Raw genomic sequence first — 24,818 nt, 5'->3', positions numbered from 1 at the left:
CTGGGAGGTCCGCGACGACATCCACGAAGCCTTCCTCACCCTCGCCTGCGCCATCATCTGCTGGCGACGACTCCAACGCTCAAAGAGTTAGGAGCTCTTAGTTCCGCTTCAACTACACGTCGACCAGCCTCGGAGGTGGCCTTCGTTCTCGCACCGCGTCAGTTCACGGTCGGTAGGAAGCCATTTGGCCGGGTGCGGCTGGTTTGGGTACCCGGGGGAACAGCCGCCATGAGATCACGTTGGAGATGGCGACTCCGGTGAGTACGGCGGCGGCCGCGACGGCGACCAGAACCGGGGGGAGCGGGAGCGTCACCAGTGCCAGTATGGCCAGCGTTAGCAGTCCGATCGGTCGAGACCAGGAGACGTGGCTGAAGGTCACGTAGTCGAGCAGGGCCCGCCCAAGCAGGAATACCGCAGGACCGCCGAAGATGACCAAGACCCAGGGTCGCTCGGTGTGGCCGAGCGGGTGCGAGATGATCAGTTCGTCGCCGACGGCGCTGAGGCCGACGCCGGTGACCATGATGAGGTGCGCGTACGACGCCAGTCTGCCGACGTATGCCGGCGACTGTGCCGAGGCGATGGCGACGGCAAGCAATTCACCGGCACGGTAGAAGTAGATCTGCCACAGCAGAACGGTGATGGCGAATGAGACCAGCAGCGCCGCGGCTCGGTCCCGCTCAAGGCCGTATGGGCTGATCTGGATGCCGGAGATCAGGATCGTCTCACCCAACGCGATGATGAGGAGCTGCCGGTAGCGCTCCGTGAGATGGTCTTCCTGGATCGGATGGGCTCGAAACCCGGCTCGGCCGAGTCGCGGCGTGGGGTAGTCGAAGACGCCAGCGATGTAGTCCAGGCCGACGGCAACGCTCCACAAGGCCACGCGCGCTCCGCTCGGTGTGAAGGCGCCAGCGATCCATGGGACCGCTGAGATGAGGGCCCAGAAGAGGTTCCGGACGCTGACCAGGCGAACCTCTTTGTTTGTGCCGACCACGATGATCCAAAGCGGGCGCGCTATCTGGATCGCGACGTAGACCCCCGCGAAGAGCAAACCACTGTCGCCGTAGGCCCCGGGCACTGCGATGGCCATCAGCAGGCTGCCGAGCGTGGTGCCGATGACCAATACCTGGATCGCTGGCCGAGTCGAGTCGTACCTGTTGGTGGCCCACACCAGCCGGTACCAGACCCACCACAGCGCCAGGGTCAGCACAAACGTCGCGTAGGCGCTTCGCCAAGTGAGGTCCGCGACCATCCGGTCGGCTAGCCGAGTGAACGCGAACACGAAAACAACGTCGAACAACAGCTCCACAAAGCCGGCCCGCTGGGACTGCCTGTACGTCCCCGGATGCTCACCCGCCCCGCTCTCCACGGCCATGGGAGTGACGCTACTTCTGATCGCTTAGGCGAGTTGCCGAATGCGTGTCCGCTGCGGGGTCGACAGCGAGGACCAGGCCCACGAGCCGAAGGCCGCGGCCAGCATCAGCTGACGAGGCTGCCCACCGGCTGACGCAGGGCACGAGTAGCCACGCGAGTAGCCAAGGCGGTGCATCCCGACGGACCGGGCCGTACGTTGGCGGACCCGGCGAGCAGCGCCACCCAACGCTGGCCGGGCATCGCCCGCTCCTGGCAGTGTGGGGGTCAGGGCCGAGTGTCATCGACTCGGGCGAGTTAGGATCGGGTGGTGGCCTTGGCGGTGACTAGGCTGGCCTTGATTGGGCCGCCTGGCGCGAAGACGGCCGAGGTAGCGGATCGCCTCGCTGGCGCGTATGAGCTCTCCTCCATCTCCACTCTGGATGCGGTGCAGTCTGCGGTGCGTGCGGGATCAGAGCTGGGCGACGATCTGCGTCGGTTCATTAACGCCGGGCAGGTGCCACCGCTCAGCCTGATCGCCGCGATCGTCCAGCGCCGGCTTGGCGAGCCTGACGCGGTTGACAACTTCGTTTACTGGACGGAAGTTCCGGTGTCGCCGGTGCTGCGGTCGCTGGAGACGTTGCGAATTCAAGTGGTCGAGCTGGTCCTGGCCGATGCGGAGGCAACGCGGCGCCTGACTGGGCGCCGCATGTGTCGGGGCTGCGGGAAGGTCTGGCACGTCGAGTCGTCACCGACACTCATCGAAGGTGTCTGTGACCGGTGCGGTAGTGAGTTGTTCCATCGTGAGGACGACTTCCCTGCTGCCGTCGCCCACCAGTTGAGCGTCTACCACAAGCACAGCGCTCCCGTCCTGGCCCACTACCGCGCCGCAGGTCTCTTGATCAGCGTCGACGCCACTCACCCGACCGAGGAGATCGCGACCGAGCTGACCAGTCGACTCGCGCGGAGTTGAACGAACGGTTGGGCCGAGCCGAAACCGACCTAGCGCTTCTTGGCGATTTAGAGCCGACAGCAACGGTGACAGCAATGTGCACGGACTCGGCAGGCCGCGCCCAGCGAGCGGCGGACGGCTCCCCGAGGTCGCAGCCGCTGACGGACGCGGCCGGACGGTGCGCACAGAACTTGTAAGCGAGGCGTCAGGCAGCGAGAAGCCCTCCCTGGCGGTGCGCAGTCTACGCGGCACCGACGGGTACACCGTTGACACACATAGTCTGACCGGGATGCGGTGATCGCTTGCACACGGACATCGTTGCCGATCGCTACGTGCCGTCCCGAGTTGGGTTAGTACGGGTCGGCTGAGGGGCGCAGCTATGCAGCGGCGCTATGTCGAGCCGAGCCGAAACTCGCGCAGTGTGTGCCAGGAGTGGGGTTCCGGTGCCCCGGCAATGAGCCGGACCGCGTCGACAGTGGCGCGGATCGGCAGGTGGCCGGCGACAGCCTCGGCGGCTTGGGCCAGGACGCGCTTCGGGGCGTCATGGCCGATGGTTAGATGCGGTACGGCGTCGGCATGGGCGCCGGCATACGGCGGAGCCTCGGGGAATCGCCGCCACACGGCCGCGGTGAGTAGGCGCAACCCGCCATCCGGCTGCGGCGAGAGCCAGACCACCGTGTCTCCGAACCACTTGACCTCCGCGAACGAGATATCGAACCGCGGTGTGGCTTCGAAGATCTGGCTCAGGGTGGCGAGCACATCGTCGTTGATCCGGTCTGGGGGCAAGAACGGGTAGAGCACGGTCACATGAGCGGGCACTCCCCAGCTGGCCGCGATGTCCAGAGCGGACCGGAAGCGCCCCACGGCCGGCTCGGCCTCGGGCACGGCGACGATCAGCGCACTCTCTGTCGGCTCCATCGCCACAGTCTCTGATCATCGCTCCTGACAGTCCACCGGAATTCGTGACCAGAAGAGCTGCGAGGCAACCCCTTAGCCCGCTTGTGGATGTCCTGCAGGCCGCGATCGCCCGCGCGCCCCGCGTCCAGGTCGATCTGGCGCGGATCAGGTACATCGACTCCACCGTGCTGAACGCGTTCGTCAACGCCCGCGGTCGTGCTACCGACAGGGGCGTCAGCCTCGCCCTGGTCAATCCCACCGGCCATGTCCGGCGCGTGCTCTCGATGACCGGGATCCTGCCCTTGCTCGCCGAGCCCGACTCCGACAGTTAGATCCGGCGCACCGACTTCTCGGCGCGGATTCTGCGGTCACGCGGAGGACGGTGGGTACGCCGGGTTCGCCGTCGGCGGCGGAGGCGGTCATGACCTTGTTGAGCTGCACGCGGACGGCGGCAGCTTCGGCGGCCCGCCGGAGCAGGGGGTAGCCGGCGCCCGCCGGTCGTTTCCTCGGTGCCGATGCCGCGTTGACCAACTTGGGGGATCGTCCACCATGAGGATCTCCTGATGGTTCGTCCGATGACCCCGATGCCGGCCGTCGCGTCACCGCCCCCCGTGTAGCGGCGTGCTGGGTTGGAGCAGTGAGGCCGTGCGTGGACGTCTGCTGGATGGCCGTTACCAGACCGAGGAGCTGTTGGGCAGCGGCGGCATGGGTGAGGTATGGCGCGGTCGCGACCTGCGCCTGGACCGCCTGGTGGCGATCAAGGTGCTCGCCGCGGCCGGCCTGAAGGAGCCGATGGCCGCGGAACGCTTCGACCGCGAGGCCCGTGCGGCGGCCGGGCTGACCCATCCACACATCGTTGCTGTCTACGACTTCGGCACCGAGGAGAACGACTCCTACCTGGTCATGGAACTGGTGGAGGGGCGGACCGTGTCCGCACTGCTCGCCGACGGCCCGCTCCCCGTCCTGCAGGCGTTGTCGATCGCCGCGCAGACCTGCGACGGGATCGCCGCCGCACACGCTGCCGGGGTGGTGCACCGTGACGTGAAGCCGGGCAACCTGATCGTCACCGCCACCGGCACAGTGAAGATCTGCGACTTCGGCATCGCCCGCCTTCCTTGGGCGGAGGGGGAGAACACCCTCACCGAGCCGGCGACCAAGCTCGGCACCAGCTCCTACATGTCTCCCGAGCAGGCCGTCGGTCAGCCGGTGGACCACCGCACCGACCTGTACGGGCTGGGCTGCACTCTCTACGCCATGCTCGCCGGCGGTCCGCCGTTCGCCGGCGAGCCGCTCAGCGTGCTGCATCAGCACGTCAACGAGCCACCCCCGCCGCTGCGCGAGCGCCGGCCCGACGTCCCCGCCGAGCTGGACGCCCTGGCCGCCGAACTGCTGGCCAAAGATCCCGCCGACCGGCCGCCCGACGCGGCCGAAGTCCGGGACCGCCTCGCAGCGCTGCTGCCCCGGGCTGGCACGCCGGTTTCCCTCGTGTCGGTCACGCCAGCTGACCCGGGCCGGCCGGGACGGTCCACGCCGGTGACCGCTTCTCGGCCCAGGCCGGACGCAGGCGGCCCGGCACGCCCCAGGTCGGGCCCGGCACTGCATCGGCGCGAGGCGCTGCTGATGGTGGCCCTGCTCGGCGTCGCGCTGCTCGCCCTGACCGGCGTCACGCTGCTCGACCGCGGCGACCACACCTCTGCCGCGGGGCCGACCACGCCGCCGGCATCGGCCACCACCGTCGTGGGGCCCCGCGTGCCGGCCGTGCCGCTCACCGTCGCGCCGGCCACGCCGACGCTGCGCACCGTCGCGTCCGCCACCGGCAACCCGGCCAGCCCGACGCCGAGCCCTCGGGCCACCTCGCGTAGGCCGAGCCCCACTCCACCCGCTGACCCGATCGCCGGCATGCGCCAGTCGATCCGGGAGCAGGTGGAAGCGGGCCGGTTGAACCCGGATGCCGCAAAGGACCTGCACACCAAGGTGGACGCGATCGCGAAAGAGATCGCCGATAGCGACCCGGACAAGGCCGAGGACCAGCTTAGGAAGCTGCGTGACAAGCTCGGCGACCTGCGACGCGATGGCAAGCTCACCGCCGACGGCTACGACGCCCTGACCGCCGACGCCGACCGGATCGCCGCCCACCTGCGGTAAAGATGTCGAGGTATCTCCTGCTGCCACGGGCCGACGACTCGGCCTGGTCGTGACCGGTTGGCTCTTTCCGCTTGCGGTGGCGGCAGGTCGTCGACGGGATGCTCCGGGGGAAGCCCGGACCGGCCCGTGCCGTGAACGAGGATTAGGCCCCAGGGAAGCTCACTCGCTGCGCTCGCAAGGCTCGGTGCACGGCCAGGATTCAGGCCTGCCGAGTACCAGCAAATGTCACTATGGTGCGCCGGCCGAGGTCGCCAGAACCGTCATTCTGGGACTCACCGCGCCTCAGTCCGCGCTGGCAGCCTGCGGGGGAGTGCCACGTCCTGCGCCCGCCACTGACCGGCGCTGTCGGCGCGCAGCAGACGATCAACCACCTGCTCGGCGTCCGGGTCCCTATCGATCCCAGCGCAGGACCTTGCCCGTCTCGGCGTCGCCAGCGCAGGCGATCACCGTCCAGCGTGTTTCGTGGACCAGCCACACGTCGCGCCGGGTCAGGCGCCCCCAGACGCCGTTTCACCACCGCCGTACTACCTCCTGCACCCCGCGGTCGTGCATACGTTCGATCTGGTGGGAAGTTCGGCTGGCGAGCGTGTCTCGCGCGCCCGTAGTGGCGGGTCACTCGCAGCGATCCTCGGCGCCTCGGCCGTGGGGCTCGCAGCAGTCCGGGCGGTGCCGGTACACCCGAAGATCACGCCCGTCCCGGCGGGCGAACTCCGGCGTGATCTCGTACGAGCAGGCCTGCCAAACGACGGTCTCTCCGCCGCCGGACACCACCTGGCCGTCACCCGGCCCGCCGCGCAGCAGCACCTCCACCCTCCGACCGTAGGTTATGGGCGATGACCGGGCCCGAACTCGACCGATCACCCCCGCCGCGTGGGCGGTTCGAGGAGAGGGTCCCGCAGCGTTACGTTCTCGCTGCGGGGACCGGATGTCGGTGGCCGGGCCTAATCGACGGCACGTACCGGCAGCTCGAGGACTCGATCAAGATGCTGTCGCCTCACCGTGGTCGGCGTCACCGCGAGCAGGCCCCGACTGGCCGCGTGATCGGTTTGACTCTCACCTAACCGCAGCGTCGAACCTGGTTCTCTGCACCACAGGCAAGGTCGCCGAACTCGCCACAGTGATCCTGTGGACGCGTACTGGGGCAACCCAGTGCACGCCTTTGCCGAGAACAGTGCGCGCAATGGCCGGGCGGCTCCGCCCGATCGGGGTCCCAGTTTCGGGTGCTCGAACGGTTTGGCTCCACGACCGATTGCCGAAGGCCCTGGCTTGCTGCCGCTACTGCGGGAGTTCAGTCGACGGTGGTCCTCGAACGCTATCTACGCGGCGAACCTGAGCAAGTTCGGGTGGACCTGCGGGGGCTGGGCCCAGATGTCCGTAGGCTGGCGCACTCAGCCGACTCGGAACATGGCGGGGCGAAATCGGGTGCAGCCGTAGCACCAGCGGGTCGTATCGTGCCGGCATGATCGATGAGCCGATTGGTCCGGACGATCGCCTCGAGTGGCTGGTCGAGCAGGGGTGGGTGGACGAGGCGATCACCATTCTCGAAGCCCGGGTCGGCGGCGGGGACTGGCTGGATGTGGACCGCCTGACCGACCTGTTGATGGAGAACGGCCGCGTCGAGGAGGCGGAGGCGCATTGGCGGGCTGCCATCGAGGCTGGTCTGCCTCGGGCGTACGGCGGCCTGGCGGACATGCTGGCGAATGCGGGCCGAACCGACGAGGCGATTGCCGGGTGGCGGGCGGCGGTGGAGGCGGGTGAGCCACGAGCCCGTGCCCGTCTCGCCGCGTTGCTCCGCAAGACCGGCCGGGTGGACGAGGCGATCGCCGAGTACTGGGCGGCGATCGCGGCCGGTGACGCGGCGGCGGGCGTCCGGCTGGCCAAGGTGTACGCCCGGGCGGGCCAGCTGGACGAGGCGGTCCGCGCCTATCGGTCGGCGATCGGCGCCGAGGGTGTTTCTCGATGGCCGCTGGGTGCGCTGTTGGAGAAGCTCGGCCGCGCCGACGAGGCGGTAGCCGCCTACCGGGCTGCCGTTGACGCCGGCGAGGAGCGCGCTCGCGTGCGGCTGCTGGCGGCACAGGGCCGCCTGGAGGAGGCGACTCAGCTCGTCCGGGACATGCTCGCCGAGCCGGGCCACAACCCTTCCTACCGGCAGCTTGGCTGGCTGTTGACCGAGCAGCGGCGCGTCGAGGAACTCGAGGCCGAGGCACTGCTGCTCAAGGACGGCAACCTGGTAGGGCTGTCATATCTCCTCGCCGGCGCGCAGCAGTCCGCGAACTACCACGAGGACTGCCCAGCCGACTGCAAGGGCAGCACCCGGGTGGTGCGATACCTCCCAGGGGCGCTGGGATGACCTGCGGCGGGGCCTGCGTCGCAGTTGCCGCGGTCGGAGCAGTTGGGGCGTGACCTGCCCGCCCTTACTGCTCGACCTTGGCATCCTCAATTGCCGCAGGGCGAGCGTTGTTCCCGGTGGGAGGCGGGCTCGGGACTACTCGGCGTTGGACCAGGAGCGGCTGGAGAGAACGAGGCGATAACCGTCGGGATCTTCGACCGTGATACCCCACCGATCCCAGTACGCGCCCTGCGAGACGCGCTTACCGCCGGTCTGTTCAAGGCGGGCGACGAGCGCGTCGTCGATCGGTTCGGACAGGTAGAGCACAAGGAGATCTTCAGCGGTCGGCGTCGGCTGCACGGAGAGGCTTGAGCCCCCAACCAGTTCCAGATGCCATGACGCCTCACGCCAGCCCAGCATCAGCAGGTCGTGCTCCCCGTGGTCGCCCGCAGCCCGGTAGAGCACCTCCAGTCCCAGCCCCTGCACATAGAAGCATTCGGCGGCTGCAAGGTCCCGGGTGGGCCGGGCGAGGCGAAGATTTGCCTTCGGGTCGATCATTCAGGTAGCTCCGTCCAGGCGATTGGCGATCAGCCTGCAAGCTGAACTTTGCTTGAAGTCAAGGCGGGTCGTATCGATACGCCTCGGGCACGTCGTCATGCAGGACCCCGAGGGCAACGAGTTCTGCGTTGCTTGACGCCACCGCCAGTGCCGCCTTCCAGTATCCGGATCTGCCGCGATCCGATCGCTACGCTACGTGACGGCTCCGCCCGGCTGGTCGGCGTGCGGACATGCCGATGACCGTGCACCGCGCGACGTAGTCTTCAACAGTGGACACAACGGCCCTCACACCCCGCGTGCTGGTGATCGGGTTGGATCCGTATCGGGTGCCGGGGCCGTGGGACCCCAAGCCGGTCGCAGACGGCATCGAAGTCGGGAGGGCGCGATTCGTCGAACACGGCGTGGGGGCTGAGTTCTGCCTGTTCGGCCTCGACGGCAGCGACGATGTGGAGGCGGTCGTCACCACTGCCCTTTGCGCCCAGCCTTGGGAGTGCGTCGTCACTGGTGGCGGGGTGCGCAATCAGCCGGAACTGTTCGAGCTGGTGGTCAATCTGGTGCGGCGGCACGCGCCCGACGCAGCGATCGCATTCAACGCCACCCCGGCGGACACGTTCGACGCGGCCGCCCGCTGGGTTGAGGTGCCCGGATGATCGCTCATAGCCGCGAAGCGCTCGTCACGGAAGGTAACCGGATCGCAGGGTGCCTGCATCCGGACGTGCCGAGAACAGTGATGTTCGGAACGACTGGCAGGGTCGCGTATTCGTTTGGTGCGAGTGCCCGGTTGCGAACGCGGGCCGGTCAGGGTCTGTTATCGGATGACTGGTCTGGTGAGGCGGCGGATGTGGATGGTTGGAGTCGGCCGGCGGACTTGCCAGTACGCCTTCGGGCGTTTCTGCTTTCGGGGTGAACGCCGGCCGACGCGGCGGTGGGGGTGATGGTGGCTTCGGCGGTTGCGATGGTGGCGTCGGACCGCCGGTGCCGCAACTCGGTCGGCAGCACTGCCAGCGCGATCAGCGCGCCGAGCAGGCCGGTTGCGGCGAAGCCCCAGGCCGGTGCGGAGGCATCGATCACCGCCCCGGCCAGCGGGGCGCCGAGCGCCAGTCCCACCACCATCGCAGAGCCGTGCAGGCCCATCGCCTCACCCCGCACGCTCGCCGGCACCAGCCGGCTCACCGCGTCGACGGTGGCGGCTACGGTCGGCGCGGTGAGCGCCCCGGACGGCAGCAGCACCAGGGCGAGCAGCCACCACTCGCCGCTGCCCAGACCGACCGGAATGGTGAGCAGAGCAAGCACCACGGCAAGGGTCAGCGACGGCACCGGGCGGGAGAGCGCACCGTAGGTGAAGCCGCCGACCAGCGAGTACGAGGCCCAGAGCGCCAGTACCACACCGGTCCAGTCGACCTGACCGGCGTCACGCAGCACCGCCACCACCGCCACATCGGTGCCGGCGATCACCAGCGTGCTGGCCGCGCCACCGGCGAGCAGCCCGATCAGCCGTGGGGTCAGCCACGGTCGGCGGGGCAGCGGCTGCGCTGGCGTCGTCTCCTCGTCCCGGACCCGGGTCGGCGGGTTGAGTACCAGCAGGGTGAGTCCGGCCAGCACGATGCCGCCGCCGACGGCGTACATGGTCAGGGTGGGCGAGACACTGGTGGCCAGGGCCACCGCCCCCGCCGGCCCGATCATGAAGCTGAGTTCGACCGACATCGAGTCCAGCGCGTACGCCTGACGGCGCTGGGTCGGCGGGACCAGCGCGGCGATCGACTGCCGGACCACGGAGAAGACCGGGAGGGCGAGCAGCCCGGCGACGAACGCGGCGCCGAGCAGCACCGGGTACGGCAGGACCGGCGCCGTCCCCCAGAACAGCGCCGAGATCGCCGTCGTCAGCAGCAGCATCGGCCGCAGGCCACGCCGGTCGACCAGCCGGCCGAGCAGTGGTGCGCCGAGCGCCGAACCGACCGTCATCGCGGCCCCGACCAGCCCGGCGGCGAAATAACCGCGGCCCAGATCGAGTACGTGCAGCGTCATCACCACCGCGGTGGCCGCCACCGGCACCCGGGCCAGGATCGCGAGCAGCAGCAGGGGCCGCAACCCCGGCAGCGCGAGCGCGTCCCGGTACGGCTTCAAATCCAACACGGTCCGCACCTCCCGGGCCACCCTGGCCTAAGACGACTAATTCCGAGATTCGGCTCCAGCGGGGTTGCCGTGCGCAACGCGTGACCCATCACCGATCTAAGACGATCCAGTAGCGCCTCACTGGGCCGTGCTCGGTGTCGCGGATGCCCTCGAGGACGCCGCCGTTGCGTTCGATCGTCCGGGCCGACGCGATGTTGTCGGCCAGACAAGGGATGAGGACGCGGTCGAGGCCCAAGACGACGCGAGCCTCCTTGAGCATCTCGCCGAGTGCCCAACTCGCCAGTCCTCGGCGGCGCGCGGACGGCCGGACGCCGTAGCCGATCTGGCCGATCTTGTCGTCGAACTTATGCCGGAGGGCGATTCCCCCGAGTACGTGACCGTTCTCGACGATCCACCGGGGTGAGCCGTGCTGTTCGTCCGGGCACGGGTCGCCGGCCGGATGGGTCAGTCGGACCCGCTCGTGCACCCAAGCGGCGAAGCCTTCAGGCGAGTCCACGTCGTCGTCGGCCCCCAGGCCGAAGCCGTCCTCGTGGAGGCCAGGGCCCCAGTCGTCGCGGCATTCCAAGAACGCGGCGTGCAGGCGGATGGTCGGCAGAATCAACTCGGGCATGCGGTCACGGTATTGAAAGCCGGACCGCTAAACGAGCCGCTTCTTACCAGCATTGATCGTCCTCAGAAGCTGATTCAGCTCCACAAGGTCCACGCGCTTCGAGAGCTACCAGGGGGCGCCGCGGGGCCCTGCATCGCAATGTCAGCCCGGTCAAAGACGCAACCCCTACGAGGATCGGCAGGAACGCAGTAAGGCCCCCCGCGCGCCGGCTGTGTGATCTGCGTCATAGGCGAACCGGCCCACATCTATCAACGAATCGGCCGACCGGCCGCCACCCGTGCGTGTCGAGGGAACAGGCGGTGTGGAAGCAAGACGATGGTCGATAGTTGTCAAGCCGTGTTGGGCCGGGCAAGCGACTCGAGCCGATTCTTGAGCCGGCTGGTAACTAGGCGTTGACGCATGCCAGCGTTCCGCCTGTCTGCTTCGAGGGAACAGGCGGTGGTCCGTAAGATATGGCCAGTGGGGTGGGAGGCACTCGGGCAATGGGGTGAAGACGTCGCTCGCATCGAACCGCTCGCTGGCGGAGTCGCCAACGACGTGTGGAGCGTGCGCGTCAACGGGCACCTCGCGGTCGGTCGTCTCGGCACCAGGAGCGACGCTGATCTTGCGTGGGAGGCAGAGCTCCTCCAACACCTCGACCGTGAAGGTCTGACCGTGCCGGTCCCGATCCCGACTACGGACGGCCGGCTGTTCGCCGACGGTCTGGTGGTGATGACCTACCTGGATGGCGGACCGCCCGAGACGCAGGCCGACTGGCGTCGCGTGGCCGGCACGCTCCGCGAGCTGCATCGGCTGACGCAGGGCTGGCCGCAGCGCCCAGGCTGGCGATCGTCGACCGACCTCCTGCAGGCCGAGACCGGGACGAAGATCGACCTCGGCGCGATGCCCCCTGAGAGCGTTGCTCGATGCCGAGCAGCGTGGGCGCGGCTCACCGGACGTCAGACATGCGTCGTCCACGGCAACCCCAACAACCCTGGCAACGTCCGCATGACCGCGAGTCAGGTCGCGCTGATCGACTGGGACGAGTCGCACGTCGACGTCCCCGACCTCGACCTCGTGCTGCCCGACAACGCCGCCGGCCTCGACGACGACGCGCTCGACATCGCCGGGCAAGCGTCGGCCGCATGGGAAGCCGCCGTCTGCTGGGGCGACGAGTACGCAGTCAGGCGGCTCGCCGAAGTTCGAGCGGTCTGAGAACTCGTTCGAGGAGTGGGGTTATTGGCGGTCGAGTGCGCACATCTGCCGCTCCGGGCGTGCTGGCGTTCATCGCCGCTGGTGACGCACGGTGATGTATGGCTGCCTTTCCTGCTCCCGCTTCCGGCGTCGTACCTACCGATCAGCTCGTCTTGCGCGCCGCGGTGTCCGCCTTCCTGGGCCGCTACCGCGGCCAGACTCGTGTCCATACCGATTCCCTGCGAATCTTCCTACGCTGGTGCACCGACCAGGACCTCGGCCCGCTGGCTGCGGCACGGGCGGACGTCGAGCGGTATGTACGCTGGCTGCAGGACGTACGCCGGTACCAGCCCTCGACGGTCTCGCGCCGCCTGTCCGTCGTCGTCGGGTTCTATCGGGTCTGCGTCATCGACGCCATCCTGGACCACTCGCCGGCCGACTACCTTCGCCGGCCGACGGTGCCGGCCGAATCGCCGACCCTCGGGTTGGGTCACCTGCAGTTCGAGGCACTGATCACTACCGCTCGACTGTCGACCAACCCGAACGACTTGGCCCTGGTCGCGCTTCTGGGCCTGCTCGGTCTGCGGATCTTCGAAGCCTGCGGGGCCAGCATCGCCGACCTGGGCGAGGAGCACGGCCACCGGGTACTGCGCGTGCGCGGCAAGGGCGGCAAAGCCGTGCTCGTCCCGCTGCCACCCGCGGTGGCCCGAGCCATCGACCAGGCCGTCGACGACCGCACCACCGGGCCGATCCTGCGCAACACCCTCGGGGCGCGGATGGACCGACACGCGGCAACCCGCCGACTCAAGCACCTGGCGGCCACTGCGGGGATACGGATGCCAAGGATGCACCCGCACATGCTGCGCCACACCTTCGTCACAACCATGCTCGACGCTGGCGTGAGCCTGCGCGACGTGCAGATCGCCGCCCGTCACGCCGATCCGCGGACGACCATGCGCTACGACCGCGCCCGCAAGAACCTCGACCGGCACCCCAACTACATCCTCGCCGCCTACATGGCCTCTGGAACGTAGCGACCACAACGAGCGGACCTGCCGATGACAGTGCGTGTACGTGCGATTGTGCTCAGCGTGTGGCGGCGTCGGCGAGGATCGCCTGGAGGCGGCTTCGGCATTCGGCGACGAATGCGGGGTAGGTGTGCCAGTAGTACGAGATGCCGCTGGCACCCACCGCGATGGCCCAGGCGCGGGCGCGCGTCCAGGTCAGGTCGTCGAGGCCGACGGCGTCCCAGTAGGCGTGCCGCGCTTGGGGCGGTAGGTCCCACACCGTGGAGTGCTCGGCGTCGGGCAAGCCGATCGACAGGCCGCCGAAGTCGATGACCGCGTGCAACCCGCCGTCCTGTACTAGGAGGTTGGTGGGCTTGAGATCGCCGTGGAGCCACACATGAGGTCCGGAGGGTTCGGGCAGGGCGAGCGCTTCGCGCCACAACCGTTCCAGGGTCTCGACGTCGATTTCGCCGCCGACGGTGGCCCGGCAGTCGGTAAGAGACCTGCTGATCCACTCGTCGCAGGCTCGCAGGTGTCCCCCGCGGTACCAACTGAGGTCGCCCGTGCGGGTTGCCCCCATGAGGTCGATACGGTGAAGTTCCCGCACGACGGCCGCCAGATCGGTGCCGAAGGCCGACCAGTCATGGACCGTGTCCGGCTGGGCTTCGTCGCCGTCGATCCACCGGTAGATCGACCAAGGGAGCGGGTAGGCGGTGGTGGGCATGCCGGCATGCAGTGGCTCTGGGACCGAACAGGCCAGCAGCGGTGCCAGACGGGGAAGCCATTGCTGCTCCTTGCGCAGGGACCGCGCCTTGTCAGGGGTTCGCGGGAGCCTCACGAGCAGATCGCTGCCCAGGCGGTACATGATGTTGTCGGTGCCTGCACCCGCTGGTGACAGCGACAGACCGGCCCACTGCGGGCACTGCTCATTCAGCAGCGACCTGATAAGTCCCTCGTCGACCGGGACCTCGTTCTGGTGCATAGTCATGCCAAGATCTTTCCGCCAGGTGCCAAGGCTAGCCACTGACTTTCCATCAGCGGGCACGAGTGACCGAAGCAAGACCCTCTCATTTGCCGCTGACCGCGCGCCTCTGACGGACCGTCGCCCGCAGCGACAGCCCGTGACGTGGCGACCAGCGTCGGCGGCGTCCTGAACTGCCGAGATCCGCGCGTTCAGACACTCGCGATTCTCGATGAGGACTATGACTGACGGTGCCAATGCTGGGTGATCACGCGGCAGGTTCTCTGCGGTTCGACCGAAATCGCCGCCAGACGTGACCTACCCGTCACGAGTTCAGTGGTGTCAAGATCGATGAGCAGAACCCGAGGGTATCGGCATGACCGCGACTGTCACGAAGTACGGCAGCACAGGCTCAGAGTTCGCTCATGAACCCTGTGAAGAACCCTGATGCGACAGTTTGTCCAGGTCACGCTTGCAAAACCGGTGGTGAGCCCATTCCTCGTTGAACACAGTGCCGAGGCATTGCCGCACTGTCCGCCCCTTGGCGTACGGGGGCCATCTGTCGTCGTCCGGGACCGGCGCGGTCTTCGCGAGCTGATCAGGCGTGACCTCGGCCAGCCATGTCTCGATCTCTGAAGCCTGCCGGACTCGTAGGGCGAGCACCTCGTCGAGGCTCGGTTGGGCGGTCGGGTCGAGCCCGTCCTCCTGGTCCATGACGAACGGTGGACCCAGTCCTATGGCCGTGAACGGCTCGGTGAGCCCGAGCACGCAGCGTCGGAACCAAGAGTCGTGCACGAAGACAAGGTGGCGCAGGGTTTCGACCATCGACCACTCGCCGTCGACGCCGTGATGTTCGCTGTTCTCGGGCATGGACCGAACTCGCTCGGTAGTCGTCGCCCAATCGTCCCGCAGTTGCCGCCAGGCCTCTCGCAGGTCGTCCGGCTGATCTGAGCGGATCAGCAGCCGTACCGGGTGACGACGGTCGAGCTCCGCCTCGACGTACGACATCACCTCGACCCCGTTGACCACAAGATTGGTGACCAGGCCGTCGATCTCGGCATCCTGCATGACCACGCCGACCATCCGCGCTCTACTCAGGTCGCATTCGCGGAATTCTGCGCCGGTGAGGTTCTCATCGTCGAAGCGTCGCATGCAGACAGGCTAGGTCGCACCGCACACGCCACGCCTGGATCTGCCGCTGGTAAGGCGCGCAAGGGGCATCGATCCTCGACCGGTCTGACGGAAGCTTGGTGTGGGCGCAGTGCGGCTTGTCTGCGAGCTGGTTGCCAGACGTACGGTAAGCACATAGAGATCTTGGCCGATGCGCGCCGCAACGCCATAAGCCGCACTCCGAGGTAGTCGGGTCAAATGCGGCGTCTCGGCCGGTTGGCAGGGGATTCCCGCTGGCGATGCCCGAACGTCATCGAGTGGCAATCGCCGGAGTGGTCAAAGGTTTACGGATCTTGTCCGGTGGCCTGGGCGGCGATGCGTCTGGGACGATGCGGCTCGGCGTGCCATGGCGCTGAATCTGCGTGGCGCGGTGGGTGGACAGTGCTGCTGGGGACGGGGTCGGCGGATGCCTAGGGAAAAGATGTGGGTCGAGTACGAGGACGGCGCGCGTCTGTCGCGATCGGCGAAGAAACCCGGTTCGTTCAGCCCGCTGACCCGTGACGGCGGTACGAACAACCTGGGCCACGTCACCCTCGACCCGATCGACGGAGACGAGATGCCGCATCTAGGACCCAGGGAACGCTCCGAGCTCGAGGACTTCCTGCGCGAGCTGGCTGTCGAGGTGACGCTGATAGCCCTGGAAAGGGCCAGGCCGCACGTCGAGAGGTGGGTGGCCGAAACCGCCGTCCCGGCCGCCACGTCGGCGGTGGCGTCGGCCGTCCCGGCTGTCGGGTCGGCGGTGGCATCGGCCGGCTCCGCTGTCGGGTCGGCTGCGGTAACGGCCGGCTCCGCCGTGGGGTCGGCGGTGGCATCGGCCGGCTCCGCCGTGGGGTCGGCTGCGGTAACGGCCGGCTCCGCTGTCGGGTCGACCGTGTCATCAGCGTGGAACAAGGCGACCCGCAAGAAGAAAAAGCGGGTCGTCGCGGTCGAGTCGCACATCGGGGCGGAACCTGCACCAGTGAACCCCGCACCGGTGGAAGCCGGTGTGGTGCTGGAAGCTGCGCCTGTGGAAGCGTCGCATGACGTGGCTGCCGCTATCGAGGCGTACAGGGCTGGTATGAGCCGGGCGGAAGCGCGGAAGCGTATCGTCGTGGCGCTAGCTGCCCGGCTGTTCAGCGAGCAGCAGATCGAGATCGTGCGCAATGCGCGGATCGACGATGACCGCGATACAGCGGAGCTGAACAGCGCCACCCTGGCATTGACGCAGAAGCAGATCGGCGAGAGCGTCCAGCTGATGTTGGAGAGCACCCCTGCTCTGCTCACCGAAGACGCCATGGCTGACCTGCGGAAAATCCTCGGCCCCGCGCCCGCCGAGGAGGACGGGCAGCCCGAACGACGCATGTGAAGCGTCACGGCCGCCATCTTCGAGTCACTTCACGGCGCTCGCCCAGTCGGCGAGTGCGGATTGCGCCGTACCGGTCGACCAAAGGCCCCGAGCGACCCCGCACACAGTCGCACCGGGATGGCCACCGGTGACGACTCCCGGTCGGTCTCGGCTCCGACCGGGCCGCTTCGCCGGCCATAGCCGGACGGTCTGCGTACCGTCGTCCACGTGACCTCGCGGCACGCCACGTCGGAGGACTCGGCCACACCGAGCTGCGGCCACGCCATCATGGCCGGCCGGTGGCCCATCAAAGGCTCGCTGCCGCGCACCTGAGCAGACCCTCGTTAAGCATGGTTGAGGTCCGCTACAAACGTTGAGATTAGCGAGGTCCAGTCAGGCTGCTGCATCCTCACTTGCTGCTCCGCGCTTGCTGGTGTTCATGGCTGCTGGTGACACACCGTGATGTACGGCTGTCTCCTCTTCGTCCGCGTAGCGCGGTGCACTGATCTGCCGCCGTCCGTGCGCGTCAGCCGCGCGTGGCCCCTCACTGCGGCTGGTCGGCGCTTCGCGACGCTCGGGCATCCTGAACTGCCGATGACAGTGCATCCGATTCAAGCCGGCGCCATGCCGACAGGCCGGCGAATGTCGTCACGGTTAGGTTGGTCCCGGGGCCGAGTCTCGGCCGACGGAAGGCGAGACGGCCGCGCCGAAACGGGCCGCGACCGTCGCCACGGCGGCATGTAGTTCGGGGCTCTCTTCGACGGAGAAGTCGAACGGGACGGGGGCCAGCCACTCCTGCGCGTACATCGTGGGGTTTCCGGTGCTGCCGACCAGTACGCATCGGTCGCCGTCCGGCTGGAGGCGGCCCATCGGCGGCCGGATCCAGGGCGCCACCTTCTCCCGCGGCGCGTGGAACACCACGCGGGTGGGGTACTTCCAGCCCGCGCCCAGATTTTCCTCGAGCGCGGCAACAGGATCCAGGTCGTCGGGCGGCGTGAAGCCGTGCGGGGTCTGCCGTACGGTCCGGACTCGGTCGATACGGTACGTGCGGATGGCGTCCGCGCGGTGCGAGTGGCATAGCAGGTACCAGCGTCCGTACCGCACCACGACTGCCCACGGGTCGACCTCGGCGGCCCACTCCTCGCCGCTCTCGCCTCGGTAGGTGACCATGACGCGGCGTCGGTCGGCGACGGCGGCGATCAGGGCACTTGTGGTGGCGGGGTCGGGGCGGGCCGAATGCCGGTCGGGGGTGGCCGCAGCGTAAGCCCGTAGCGCCGCTGCCTGGCGTCCGACGCTTTCAGGGAGTGCCCGGATGACCTTGCTGAGCGCTGAGCCGACCAGCTCGTCGGCGTCGATGGCGTTCGGCTGCCCGTCGAGCACGGCCATGACCAGGCCGAGGGCCTGCTCCTGAGTGAAGACGACCGGCGGCAGCCGGGTGCCACGACCCAGCCGGTAGCCCCCGTACGGCCCGCGGGCCGACTCGACCGGGATGCCGGCCTCGCGAAGGATGCCGACGTAGCGCCGCGCGGCCCGTTCCGTCACGCCGAGGAGCGAGGCGAGTTGGTCGGCAGTCGTGCCGGGACGTGCATGCAGGATCTCGAGAGCGCGCAGGGCCCGGGCAGTGGGGCTCGGACCGGTTGGCACGACGGCCAGAGTACCGGAAGGATATCGTCCGGAATTGCCTCTAGGTTGATCCGATGACTGCAGAACAGATCGTGCTCTTGGGTGGCCTGTGGCTCGACGGGTCGGTGTGGACCGGCGTTGCGTCAGAGCTGGAGAAAAGGGGCCGCCACGCGGCGTCGGTGACCCTGCCGGGTCAGGGTGACGGGAACGTGTCGGCGACGCTGGCCGACCAGGTGACGGCGGTGCTTGCCGCCGTGGACGCGGGGCTTGGCAGGTCGGTGGTGGTTGGGCACTCCGCAGCCTGCACCCTGGCCTGGATGGCGGCCGACGCGCGGCCCGGGCGGGTCGCGAAGGTGGTGCTGATCGGCGGGTTCCCATCGAGCGACGGGCAGCCGTACGCGGACTTCTTCGAGATCACCGAGGGCGTCATGCCGTTCCCGGGTTGGGGCCCGTTCGAAGGCGCGGACGCGGCCGACCTGGACGAGCAGGCGCGGCGGGCGTTCGAGGCAGCCGCGATCCCGGTTCCAGAGGGCGTGGCCAGGGGCGTCGTACACCTGACGGATGAGCGGCGGTTCGACATACCTGTCGTGATGGTGTGCCCCGAGTTCACGCCAGCCCAGGCGCGGGAGTGGATCGCTGCGGGCGACATTCCCGAGCTGCCCCGGGCCAAGCACGTCGACCTGGTCGACATCGATTCCGGACACTGGCCGATGGTTACGCGGCCGACAGAGTTGGCGCGGATCCTGGCCGCGGTCTAGCGGGGGCACTGAGCAGCGCACATGCGGCGTCATGCTCTCCTGCCAGCTCCATGGCATGGACTCTGCTGGAACAGCAGCATCCGGATCTGCCGCGAAGCGCTCGTCACGGAAAGTAACCGGATCGCAGGGTGCCTGCATCCGGACGTGCCGATGTGAGTGCATCGACCTGGGCAGCACCCGATCACCCAACGCTAAAGCCCGCCGAGAACTCCCATACGATCTCGGCGGTGGGAGGCGGCCCTCCATCGCATCTTGAAGCGGCTTGTCACCTTGCCGCCGACTTGCGACGCAGAGGGTGGGATGAGCGACCTCTATATCCGGGTAATCCCCACGGATCCGGAATGGCAGCCGACGTCCGAGGCTGCCGCTCGCGCGGCGAAATACATCGCTGATCTCTTCGCCGGGCCGGGCGATCATGTCGAGGTGGTCGAGCCGGTGTTCCACGAGCGCATCACGTTGATCGATGGCGGCGAGTACATGGAGGACGTCTTCTGCCCCCGGTGCGACGCCGCCATTGGGCTGGACTGGTTCTGGGATCTGCTGATCGCAAGAAACGGCGGGCGGCGGGTCGGCGAACCGAGCATCGACGACCTGGGCGTGACGGTTCCGTGCTGCGGAGCAGCGCTTACGTTGCCCCAACTGCGCTTCGAGGCGCCGGTCGGATTCGCGCGGTTCGAGGTGAGCGCTATGAACTGGACCCGGCGTGTCTGGGACCTCAGCGACGAAGAACTGGCCGCCGCCGGTGACATCCTGGGGCATCCGGTGACGCAGGTCCACGCCCACTACTGAGCCGACGTCACACGTCCGCACGCGTATCGCGATCGGACATGCCGCAGCCGACCACGGTTACTACGGACGACGCGAAACCTGGCGTCGCCGTCAAGGACCGCCTCGAAGAGCAACCGCTGTCCCAGCGGTTGGCGACGGGCTGATGCTCAACACCGGTGGCACCACGTCTGTGGCGCGGCAACTGGCCGCCGCCGCGCCCGACGCGCACGTGGTGAAGGCGTTCAACCTCGCCCACGTGAGCATCTGGACACTGCGACCGCCAACCTTCGAGGACGTACCATTGGCCGTGCCCTACTGCGCCGACCACGCCGAGGCAGCCGCCGCGACGGAGACCCTCATCAGCTCGATCGGTTGCACGCCGTGCGGCGGGCTGGCGCGGGCGGCGTACCTGGAGGCGACAGCGGCGCTGGCGATTGGGCTGTGGTGGGCGGGCCAGCAGCCGCGCGCCGCGTTCCCCTCCCTGGCGGAGACGCATCGCTGAGTTAGTCGAGTACGGCGGATTCGGGCCGTAGGCCCGTGCTCAGCCGGGTCCGGGTATCCGCCAGCGACCACCACACCGGGCGCCGCGCCGAACATCCGCCTATGCCGCTGTCCGCGCGAGCCGATCAGCTGCAGCCAGTTTCGCGGCCCGAGATGAGGGAGCAGGTTGGGAGCAAGCGGGTGCACTGAACGGCGCTCAACTGCACCCACGATGACCTGCGGTTTCCGTTTCGGCGGTCAGAGTCGGTGCGGCGCCCTGCTTCGTGGAAGTCGTGGATGACCTCGCGTCCTCCATCACCGCCGCGGCGGCCACGCACACCCACGATCGCCACGTCGAGGCGGTCGAGCAGGTCCGCGGGCAGCCTGGTGATGACGAACTCGCGGAACGCGTCGGCGATCGTGCCCGCCATGTCGCCGCATCCGCAGGTGCGGCCATCCAGGACCGCACCGAGGTGGCTGCGGCCGATGATCGCGTCCGGGTGTACGGGATCCATGACGGTCAGGCCCTCCTCCAGGACCGTGCGGGCCTCCGGCAGCCGTGCCTCATGCTGAAGGAACAGACCGAGGCGATGCAGGCCCGCCGCCGCACAACGCAACCCGTTCGACCGCATGCTCGGCATCCTCCACCATCACGCCGATCAAGGGATGGCGCTCCTACACCGAGGAACGGGACAACGTGCGGCAGGCCGTGAACGAGTTCATCCGCACGAGTGGCGACTTCGACGCCGTCGTCGACTTCGACGCGGTGGTGCGTGACCCGGCCGACCCGCAACGGATCAACCCGTCGTACGACTCGGGCGACCACCTGCACCCGTCGGACGCGGGCTACCGGGCGATGGCTGAGGCCATCGACCTCGGCGCACTCCGCTGAGTGCTGGCTGCGTGCTGCCCCACCAGGTCGGCACGCAGCCACCCGCCGGAGCGGTGACGCGCGGCGAGCAGCGATCCGCCGGATCATCCCGGCCCAGCGCGGGACTGTACAAATAGCGGCTGATCGACCGATCAAGGGAGAGACGCCAGATGACGACCGAGATAACCTCGGGGTAGGAGTCGGCCGGCGGGTCGGTGGGTGCGCTCACGGATGAGCAGTTGATCGCGATGCTGGTCGAGCGCTACGGCGACGAGATCGCCGAGTTGCTCGCCGCCAGTGACACTCCCGTCCGGGACCTGGCCGACACCGCCCGGTGCGCGCTGCGCGACCGGCTCATCCAACGGACGGAGACGATGACCGTGGCTCAGGCGGCCACCGCTGGCTTCACCCTGATCAAGCTGGTCGTCGCGCCGTTCGCGTTCGGTGTGCTGCTACTGGTTCTTCTGAGCACGGCGGGTCTGCTGGCTGACGTGACCGGCGGGCACGAGACCGCGCCCTACGGGTACACGCTGGCGGTGGCGCTCGCCGCGGCCTCGATGTGGTGGTTCGGCCGGTGGATGGCACGCTCCGAGCCGATGGTCGCGGCCGCCGTCGTGGTTCCGGTGGCGCTCGCGCTGGGCGTCGCGGGTATCAGCGCCGTACCGCATGTCGGTGACGTGCTCGGCGAGGTCCGTGCCGGATCGCTGGCGGCCGTGGTCTGCTGGGCGGTCGGCGCTACCGGTCTCGGCTGGGCGGTGAGCGTCCTGCTGCGTCGCGGCCGTCGCGTCGCTGCCTGGCTCAGCAGCGGGATGGGGGCGCTGCTGCTGCTCGACGCGGTCACCGCCGTGTATGTGGTCACCGCGCTGCCGCCTGAGCGCGCCCCGCGGCACGATGCGCCGCTGTGGTACCTGTCGACCATGAGCTGGTGGGATCCGGGCCTGGTCGACGGCGCGTACCGGCAGCTCGAGGACTCGATCAAGATGCTGCCGCCGGTGCTAACCATGTGCACGGTGTTCCTACTCGCCGTGGTCGGCGTCACCGCGAGCAGGCCCCGACTGGCCGCGTGATCGGTTTGACGAGCACCTAACGGCAGCGTCGAACCTGGTTCTCTACACCACGGGCAAGGTCGCCGAACTCGCCACAGTGATCGTGTGAACGCGTACTGGGCAACCCAGTGCACGCCTTTGCCGAGATGAGGGCACCTGTACTGGGGCCAATTCGCCAGCGGTCGCCGGTAGGTGATCGACTTGTTGGCCGCAGCGTAGATGCGCGAGTTCGCCGAGCACAGCTGTGGCAGGCATGTGATGGTCAATGATCGACGACGCGGCCAAGGAAGCGCTCACCAGCCTCGGCGATGTCGTCGGTGGTCCACTCGAGGGCGGGCGCGGCGACGGTGATCTCGGTCATCGCCATGCCCGGTAGGTTTGTTTCCTGCCAGCCGGCGACAAACCACACCTTTTCCTCCTCGGCGAGCGCCAGCGCAGCGTCGTTCAGTGCTTGCGCCGGGTGGGGTAGCCAGAGGCGGAATCGATGGGTATGCGGAGGTTCCGGATACACCCGCGCGCCGGGAAGCGCGGTGAGTGCTGCAGCGACTGTCCGCGCGTGCCGCACATACTCGGGGATGCGCGGCAGCTCCCTGTTCAGACCGGCGAGTGCGCTCAGAGCGGCTGGCCACTGCTGGAACACCTCGCCGCCGTAGCGGTGCCGCCAGATGCGGGCGTAGGAGGCGAGCTGCGTGGTGCCCGCGAGCGCCGCACCGCTGATACCGCCGATCGTCTTGTAGAACGAGACGTAGGTGCTGTCGGCGAGGTCGGCGATTTCGCTGAGGGTGTGCGCCAGGTGTGCGGTGGATTCCCAAATTCGCGCACCGTCGAAATGTACGCGTGCACCGATGGCGCGCGCTGCGGCGGATGCGGCGGCGAGTTCGTCCCAGCAGGGGAGGACGAAGCCGGCGTCGCGCAGCGGGAGTTCCATGACGACGGTGCTCACGGGCTCGGCGAGCGCGGTGATCTCCTCGGCGGTGGGGTTGCGGGGCGCGGTCGTCGGCCAGGTACTGCGCAGGCCGCTCAGGTGGGCATAGGCATGCCGTTCGTCCACCTCTAGGTGGCCGAGCGGATGTAGAGCGACGGTCGGGTGGCCGGTGCGGTCAGCGCCATAGCGCAGCGCGACCTGCTGGGCCATCGTGCCGGTGGGGAAGAAGACGGCGGCCTCGGTCCCCAGCAAATTCGCCACGCGTTCTTCCAGCATGGTCACCGGGCCGTCGCCGTAGAAGTCGGGCTGATCGTCCAGATCACCACCTGCGTCCATGTCTGCGAGCCGGTCCCTCATCGTCGTAGGGCGGATGCCGGAAAGGATTCGGTCGCAGGCGCGCAGCGCGGCAAGCCGACGCTGCCTGGTGTTGTGGGACATCGGCGGATCGTCGCATGTCAGCGCAATAGGGGCCAGGCGGTTTTCCGGAGGCAGGCGATCAGCGTCGCGCGCTCAATTGCCGCCGAGCGGTCGCTACGACGGCCGCATCTGCGTAATGGGCATCGACCGCGAAGTCAACTGGCGGTTCGGCCGCCTACCAGCAACAGTGACTTGCCGACCGTAGCGCGCGCGGCTAGTGCGCGGTGGGCGTCAGCGGCCCGTTCCAATGGATAGGTGGCGCCGATCGTCGGGCGCAGGCGTCCCTCCGCGGCCCGTTCCAGTGCCAGGCCCAACAGTTCGCGCACGGTCTCCTGGTCCGGTGGGCCGTCGAGGAGCGGAGCGAGCACCCGTATGCCGCGGCGCGCGGCCAACTCGGGGTCCGGGGCGGCGAAGCCATCGGCGGTGCCGTAGGTGACGAACCGGCCGCCGTTGGCCACCGCGTCCAAGGCAGCCGTGCCGAGTGGGCCACCCGCCCCGTCGTAGACCAGCGCGGCACCGCCACCGGTTACTTTACGCACCCGGCTGATCCAGTCCGACTGCGTGTAGTCGATGGCAACCTCCGCGCCCAGTTGGCGGGCCAGTGCCAGTTTGACGTCGCTCGACGCGGCGGCTACCACCCGCGCTCCGGCGTCGACGGCTAGCTGCACCAGCAGTGATCCGGCTCCGCCGGCAGCCGCTGAAACCAGCACCCATTCCCCCTTCTCCGGCGTGCCGAGCCGGTCCAGGCTGAGCGCGGTCACGCCGTCATGCACCAGCGCCGCGGCCGCCTCGATGGCTAAGGGATGTCTCGTAACCCCGGCGTCCGTCTGTTGGGGACGATCGGTCAGGCTGTCTGGGTGCAGGTGATCACCGCAGCCGTCCCTGAGTGGATCTTTCCGTTCACCGGGCTGGAGCCCACCCAGTTCCGCAAGCTGGTCCGCCTGGTCGCCGAACGTGGCGGTGACGCGATCGCCGACGGCCGGCCGGGCCGGCAGTGGGCTCTGGACCTGCCTGATCGGGTGCTGCTGGTGGCCGCGTACTGGCGCACGAACTTGACGATGCGGCAGATTGGCCCGCTGTTCGGGGTGTCGCACTCGGCTGCGCACCGAGTCATCGACACCCTTGGCCCGCTCCTGGCACTCGCCCCTGTGCGCCGGCGGCCGGTCGAGCAGATCGCCATCGTCGACGGCACCCTGATCCCCACCCGCGATCACCGCCTGGCCGCCCGCAGCAAGAACTACTTCCCAATGAAGTTGTCAAGGGGTCTTGATGACGCCTGGCAGGGGCGTCATGCAGCGGTCACGGCTGGTTTCGATGGCTGATA

Annotated in this window: 24 protein-coding genes and 2 pseudogenes; 14 read left to right on the top strand and 12 right to left on the bottom strand. The window is 68.4% G+C overall.

The window, feature by feature from the left end; all coding sequences use genetic code 11:
- Positions 1 to 163 precede the first annotated feature (163 nt).
- Entirely contained in the window at positions 164 to 1,372 is a 1,209-nt protein-coding gene (locus tag ACFYPD_RS33475) for a low temperature requirement protein A (RefSeq protein WP_387122609.1), read from the bottom strand.
- Positions 1,373 to 1,678: 306 nt separating this feature from the next.
- On the opposite strand from ACFYPD_RS33475, the gene ACFYPD_RS33470 reads away from it, so the two are divergent.
- Positions 1,679 to 2,320 (top strand): adenylate kinase family protein, encoded by a 642-nt coding sequence (locus ACFYPD_RS33470; protein ID WP_387122607.1) that lies wholly within the window; start codon positions 1,679 to 1,681, stop codon positions 2,318 to 2,320.
- A gap of 369 nt (positions 2,321 to 2,689) precedes the next feature.
- Here ACFYPD_RS33470 and ACFYPD_RS33465 read toward each other — a convergent pair whose 3' ends face one another.
- Positions 2,690 to 3,217 (bottom strand): 2'-5' RNA ligase family protein, encoded by a 528-nt coding sequence (locus tag ACFYPD_RS33465; protein ID WP_387122604.1) that lies wholly within the window; start codon positions 3,215 to 3,217, stop codon positions 2,690 to 2,692.
- A gap of 83 nt (positions 3,218 to 3,300) precedes the next feature.
- Here ACFYPD_RS33465 and ACFYPD_RS33460 point away from each other — a divergent pair, with 83 nt between their 5' ends.
- On the top strand, positions 3,301 to 3,528 hold the full coding sequence (locus ACFYPD_RS33460) for an STAS domain-containing protein (RefSeq protein WP_387122601.1): 228 nt from the start codon (positions 3,301 to 3,303) through the stop codon (positions 3,526 to 3,528).
- A 313-nt stretch (positions 3,529 to 3,841) separates the two neighbouring features.
- On the top strand, positions 3,842 to 5,341 hold the full coding sequence (locus ACFYPD_RS33455; RefSeq protein WP_387122598.1) for a protein kinase: 1,500 nt from the start codon (positions 3,842 to 3,844) through the stop codon (positions 5,339 to 5,341).
- A gap of 612 nt (positions 5,342 to 5,953) precedes the next feature.
- On the opposite strand, the gene ACFYPD_RS33450 is transcribed toward ACFYPD_RS33455, so the two are convergent.
- Entirely contained in the window at positions 5,954 to 6,151 is a 198-nt protein-coding gene (locus ACFYPD_RS33450) for a hypothetical protein (RefSeq protein WP_387122595.1), read from the bottom strand.
- A gap of 649 nt (positions 6,152 to 6,800) precedes the next feature.
- Between ACFYPD_RS33450 and ACFYPD_RS33445 the strand changes: the two genes are divergently transcribed.
- Positions 6,801 to 7,691 carry a tetratricopeptide repeat protein gene (locus ACFYPD_RS33445; RefSeq protein WP_387122592.1) on the top strand — a complete coding sequence of 297 codons (891 nt, stop codon included), beginning with the start codon at positions 6,801 to 6,803 and terminating at the stop codon, positions 7,689 to 7,691.
- 135 nt (positions 7,692 to 7,826) lie between these two features.
- Here ACFYPD_RS33445 and ACFYPD_RS33440 read toward each other — a convergent pair whose 3' ends face one another.
- Positions 7,827 to 8,228, bottom strand: a complete 402-nt coding sequence (locus ACFYPD_RS33440) for a VOC family protein (protein ID WP_387122590.1) — start codon at positions 8,226 to 8,228, stop codon at positions 7,827 to 7,829.
- 269 nt (positions 8,229 to 8,497) lie between these two features.
- Here ACFYPD_RS33440 and ACFYPD_RS33435 point away from each other — a divergent pair, with 269 nt between their 5' ends.
- On the top strand, positions 8,498 to 8,878 hold the full coding sequence (locus ACFYPD_RS33435; protein WP_387122587.1) for a hypothetical protein: 381 nt from the start codon (positions 8,498 to 8,500) through the stop codon (positions 8,876 to 8,878).
- A 148-nt stretch (positions 8,879 to 9,026) separates the two neighbouring features.
- Here the strand turns inward: ACFYPD_RS33435 and ACFYPD_RS33430 are convergent, their stop codons facing one another.
- Positions 9,027 to 10,382: an MFS transporter gene (locus ACFYPD_RS33430; protein ID WP_387122585.1), complete on the bottom strand. Its 1,356-nt coding sequence runs from the start codon at positions 10,380 to 10,382 to the stop codon at positions 9,027 to 9,029.
- Between the two features lie 67 nt (positions 10,383 to 10,449).
- A complete protein-coding gene (locus ACFYPD_RS33425; protein ID WP_387122583.1) occupies positions 10,450 to 10,971 on the bottom strand; it encodes a GNAT family N-acetyltransferase in 522 nt (173 codons plus the stop codon).
- Between the two features lie 459 nt (positions 10,972 to 11,430).
- Between ACFYPD_RS33425 and ACFYPD_RS33420 the strand changes: the two genes are divergently transcribed.
- Positions 11,431 to 12,165 (top strand): phosphotransferase enzyme family protein, encoded by a 735-nt coding sequence (locus tag ACFYPD_RS33420; RefSeq protein WP_387122580.1) that lies wholly within the window; start codon positions 11,431 to 11,433, stop codon positions 12,163 to 12,165.
- Positions 12,166 to 12,263: 98 nt separating this feature from the next.
- On the top strand, positions 12,264 to 13,178 hold the full coding sequence (locus ACFYPD_RS33415; protein WP_387122577.1) for a tyrosine-type recombinase/integrase: 915 nt from the start codon (positions 12,264 to 12,266) through the stop codon (positions 13,176 to 13,178).
- A gap of 52 nt (positions 13,179 to 13,230) precedes the next feature.
- Here the strand turns inward: ACFYPD_RS33415 and ACFYPD_RS33410 are convergent, their stop codons facing one another.
- Both ACFYPD_RS33410 and ACFYPD_RS33405 read right to left on the bottom strand, forming a co-directional pair.
- Positions 13,231 to 14,139, bottom strand: a complete 909-nt coding sequence (locus ACFYPD_RS33410; protein ID WP_387122574.1) for an aminoglycoside phosphotransferase family protein — start codon at positions 14,137 to 14,139, stop codon at positions 13,231 to 13,233.
- Positions 14,140 to 14,535: 396 nt separating this feature from the next.
- Positions 14,536 to 15,264: a DinB family protein gene (locus tag ACFYPD_RS33405; protein WP_387122570.1), complete on the bottom strand. Its 729-nt coding sequence runs from the start codon at positions 15,262 to 15,264 to the stop codon at positions 14,536 to 14,538.
- Between the two features lie 439 nt (positions 15,265 to 15,703).
- Here ACFYPD_RS33405 and ACFYPD_RS33400 point away from each other — a divergent pair, with 439 nt between their 5' ends.
- A complete protein-coding gene (locus tag ACFYPD_RS33400; protein WP_387122568.1) occupies positions 15,704 to 16,627 on the top strand; it encodes a hypothetical protein in 924 nt (307 codons plus the stop codon).
- Positions 16,628 to 17,260: 633 nt separating this feature from the next.
- Here the strand turns inward: ACFYPD_RS33400 and ACFYPD_RS33395 are convergent.
- Complete coding sequence (locus tag ACFYPD_RS33395; protein WP_387122566.1) at positions 17,261 to 18,250, bottom strand: helix-turn-helix transcriptional regulator; 990 nt, start codon at positions 18,248 to 18,250, stop codon at positions 17,261 to 17,263.
- Between the two features lie 53 nt (positions 18,251 to 18,303).
- On the opposite strand from ACFYPD_RS33395, the gene ACFYPD_RS33390 reads away from it, so the two are divergent.
- The 3 genes from ACFYPD_RS33390 to ACFYPD_RS33380 all read left to right on the top strand — a co-directional run bounded on the left by ACFYPD_RS33390 (position 18,304) and on the right by ACFYPD_RS33380 (position 20,257).
- Positions 18,304 to 18,987, top strand: a complete 684-nt coding sequence (locus ACFYPD_RS33390) for an alpha/beta fold hydrolase (RefSeq protein ID WP_387122563.1) — start codon at positions 18,304 to 18,306, stop codon at positions 18,985 to 18,987.
- A gap of 300 nt (positions 18,988 to 19,287) precedes the next feature.
- Positions 19,288 to 19,776 carry a hypothetical protein gene (locus ACFYPD_RS33385; RefSeq protein ID WP_387122560.1) on the top strand — a complete coding sequence of 163 codons (489 nt, stop codon included), beginning with the start codon at positions 19,288 to 19,290 and terminating at the stop codon, positions 19,774 to 19,776.
- Positions 19,777 to 19,918: 142 nt separating this feature from the next.
- Complete coding sequence (locus tag ACFYPD_RS33380; protein ID WP_387122557.1) at positions 19,919 to 20,257, top strand: hypothetical protein; 339 nt, start codon at positions 19,919 to 19,921, stop codon at positions 20,255 to 20,257.
- A 124-nt stretch (positions 20,258 to 20,381) separates the two neighbouring features.
- Here the strand turns inward: ACFYPD_RS33380 and ACFYPD_RS33375 are convergent, their stop codons facing one another.
- Complete coding sequence (locus tag ACFYPD_RS33375; protein ID WP_387122612.1) at positions 20,382 to 20,867, bottom strand: hypothetical protein; 486 nt, start codon at positions 20,865 to 20,867, stop codon at positions 20,382 to 20,384.
- Between ACFYPD_RS33375 and ACFYPD_RS33370 the strand changes: the two genes are divergently transcribed.
- Positions 20,795 to 21,127 carry an SGNH/GDSL hydrolase family protein gene (locus tag ACFYPD_RS33370; RefSeq protein WP_387122554.1) on the top strand — a complete coding sequence of 111 codons (333 nt, stop codon included), beginning with the start codon at positions 20,795 to 20,797 and terminating at the stop codon, positions 21,125 to 21,127. The two genes, ACFYPD_RS33375 and ACFYPD_RS33370, sit on opposite strands and share 73 nt — an antisense overlap.
- A gap of 218 nt (positions 21,128 to 21,345) precedes the next feature.
- A complete protein-coding gene (locus ACFYPD_RS33365) occupies positions 21,346 to 22,173 on the top strand; it encodes a hypothetical protein (RefSeq protein WP_387122551.1) in 828 nt (275 codons plus the stop codon).
- Between the two features lie 241 nt (positions 22,174 to 22,414).
- Here the strand turns inward: ACFYPD_RS33365 and ACFYPD_RS33360 are convergent, their stop codons facing one another.
- Both ACFYPD_RS33360 and ACFYPD_RS33355 read right to left on the bottom strand, forming a co-directional pair.
- A complete protein-coding gene (locus ACFYPD_RS33360; RefSeq protein WP_387122548.1) occupies positions 22,415 to 23,515 on the bottom strand; it encodes a threonine aldolase family protein in 1,101 nt (366 codons plus the stop codon).
- Between the two features lie 134 nt (positions 23,516 to 23,649).
- Positions 23,650 to 24,294: pseudogene (locus ACFYPD_RS33355) on the bottom strand (zinc-binding dehydrogenase); the annotation flags it as partial.
- 57 nt (positions 24,295 to 24,351) lie between these two features.
- Between ACFYPD_RS33355 and ACFYPD_RS33350 the strand changes: the two are divergent.
- Positions 24,352 to 24,735, top strand: a pseudogene (locus tag ACFYPD_RS33350) (transposase family protein); the annotation flags it as partial.
- Between the last annotated feature and the right edge of the window lie 83 nt (positions 24,736 to 24,818).

This window comes from Micromonospora sp. NPDC005299 (genome assembly GCF_042872345.1).
In the GTDB taxonomy this organism is placed as follows: domain Bacteria; phylum Actinomycetota; class Actinomycetes; order Mycobacteriales; family Micromonosporaceae; genus Micromonospora.
The sequence above is the reverse complement of the archived record's forward strand: the minus strand, read 5'-3'. Positions and strand labels throughout refer to the sequence as shown.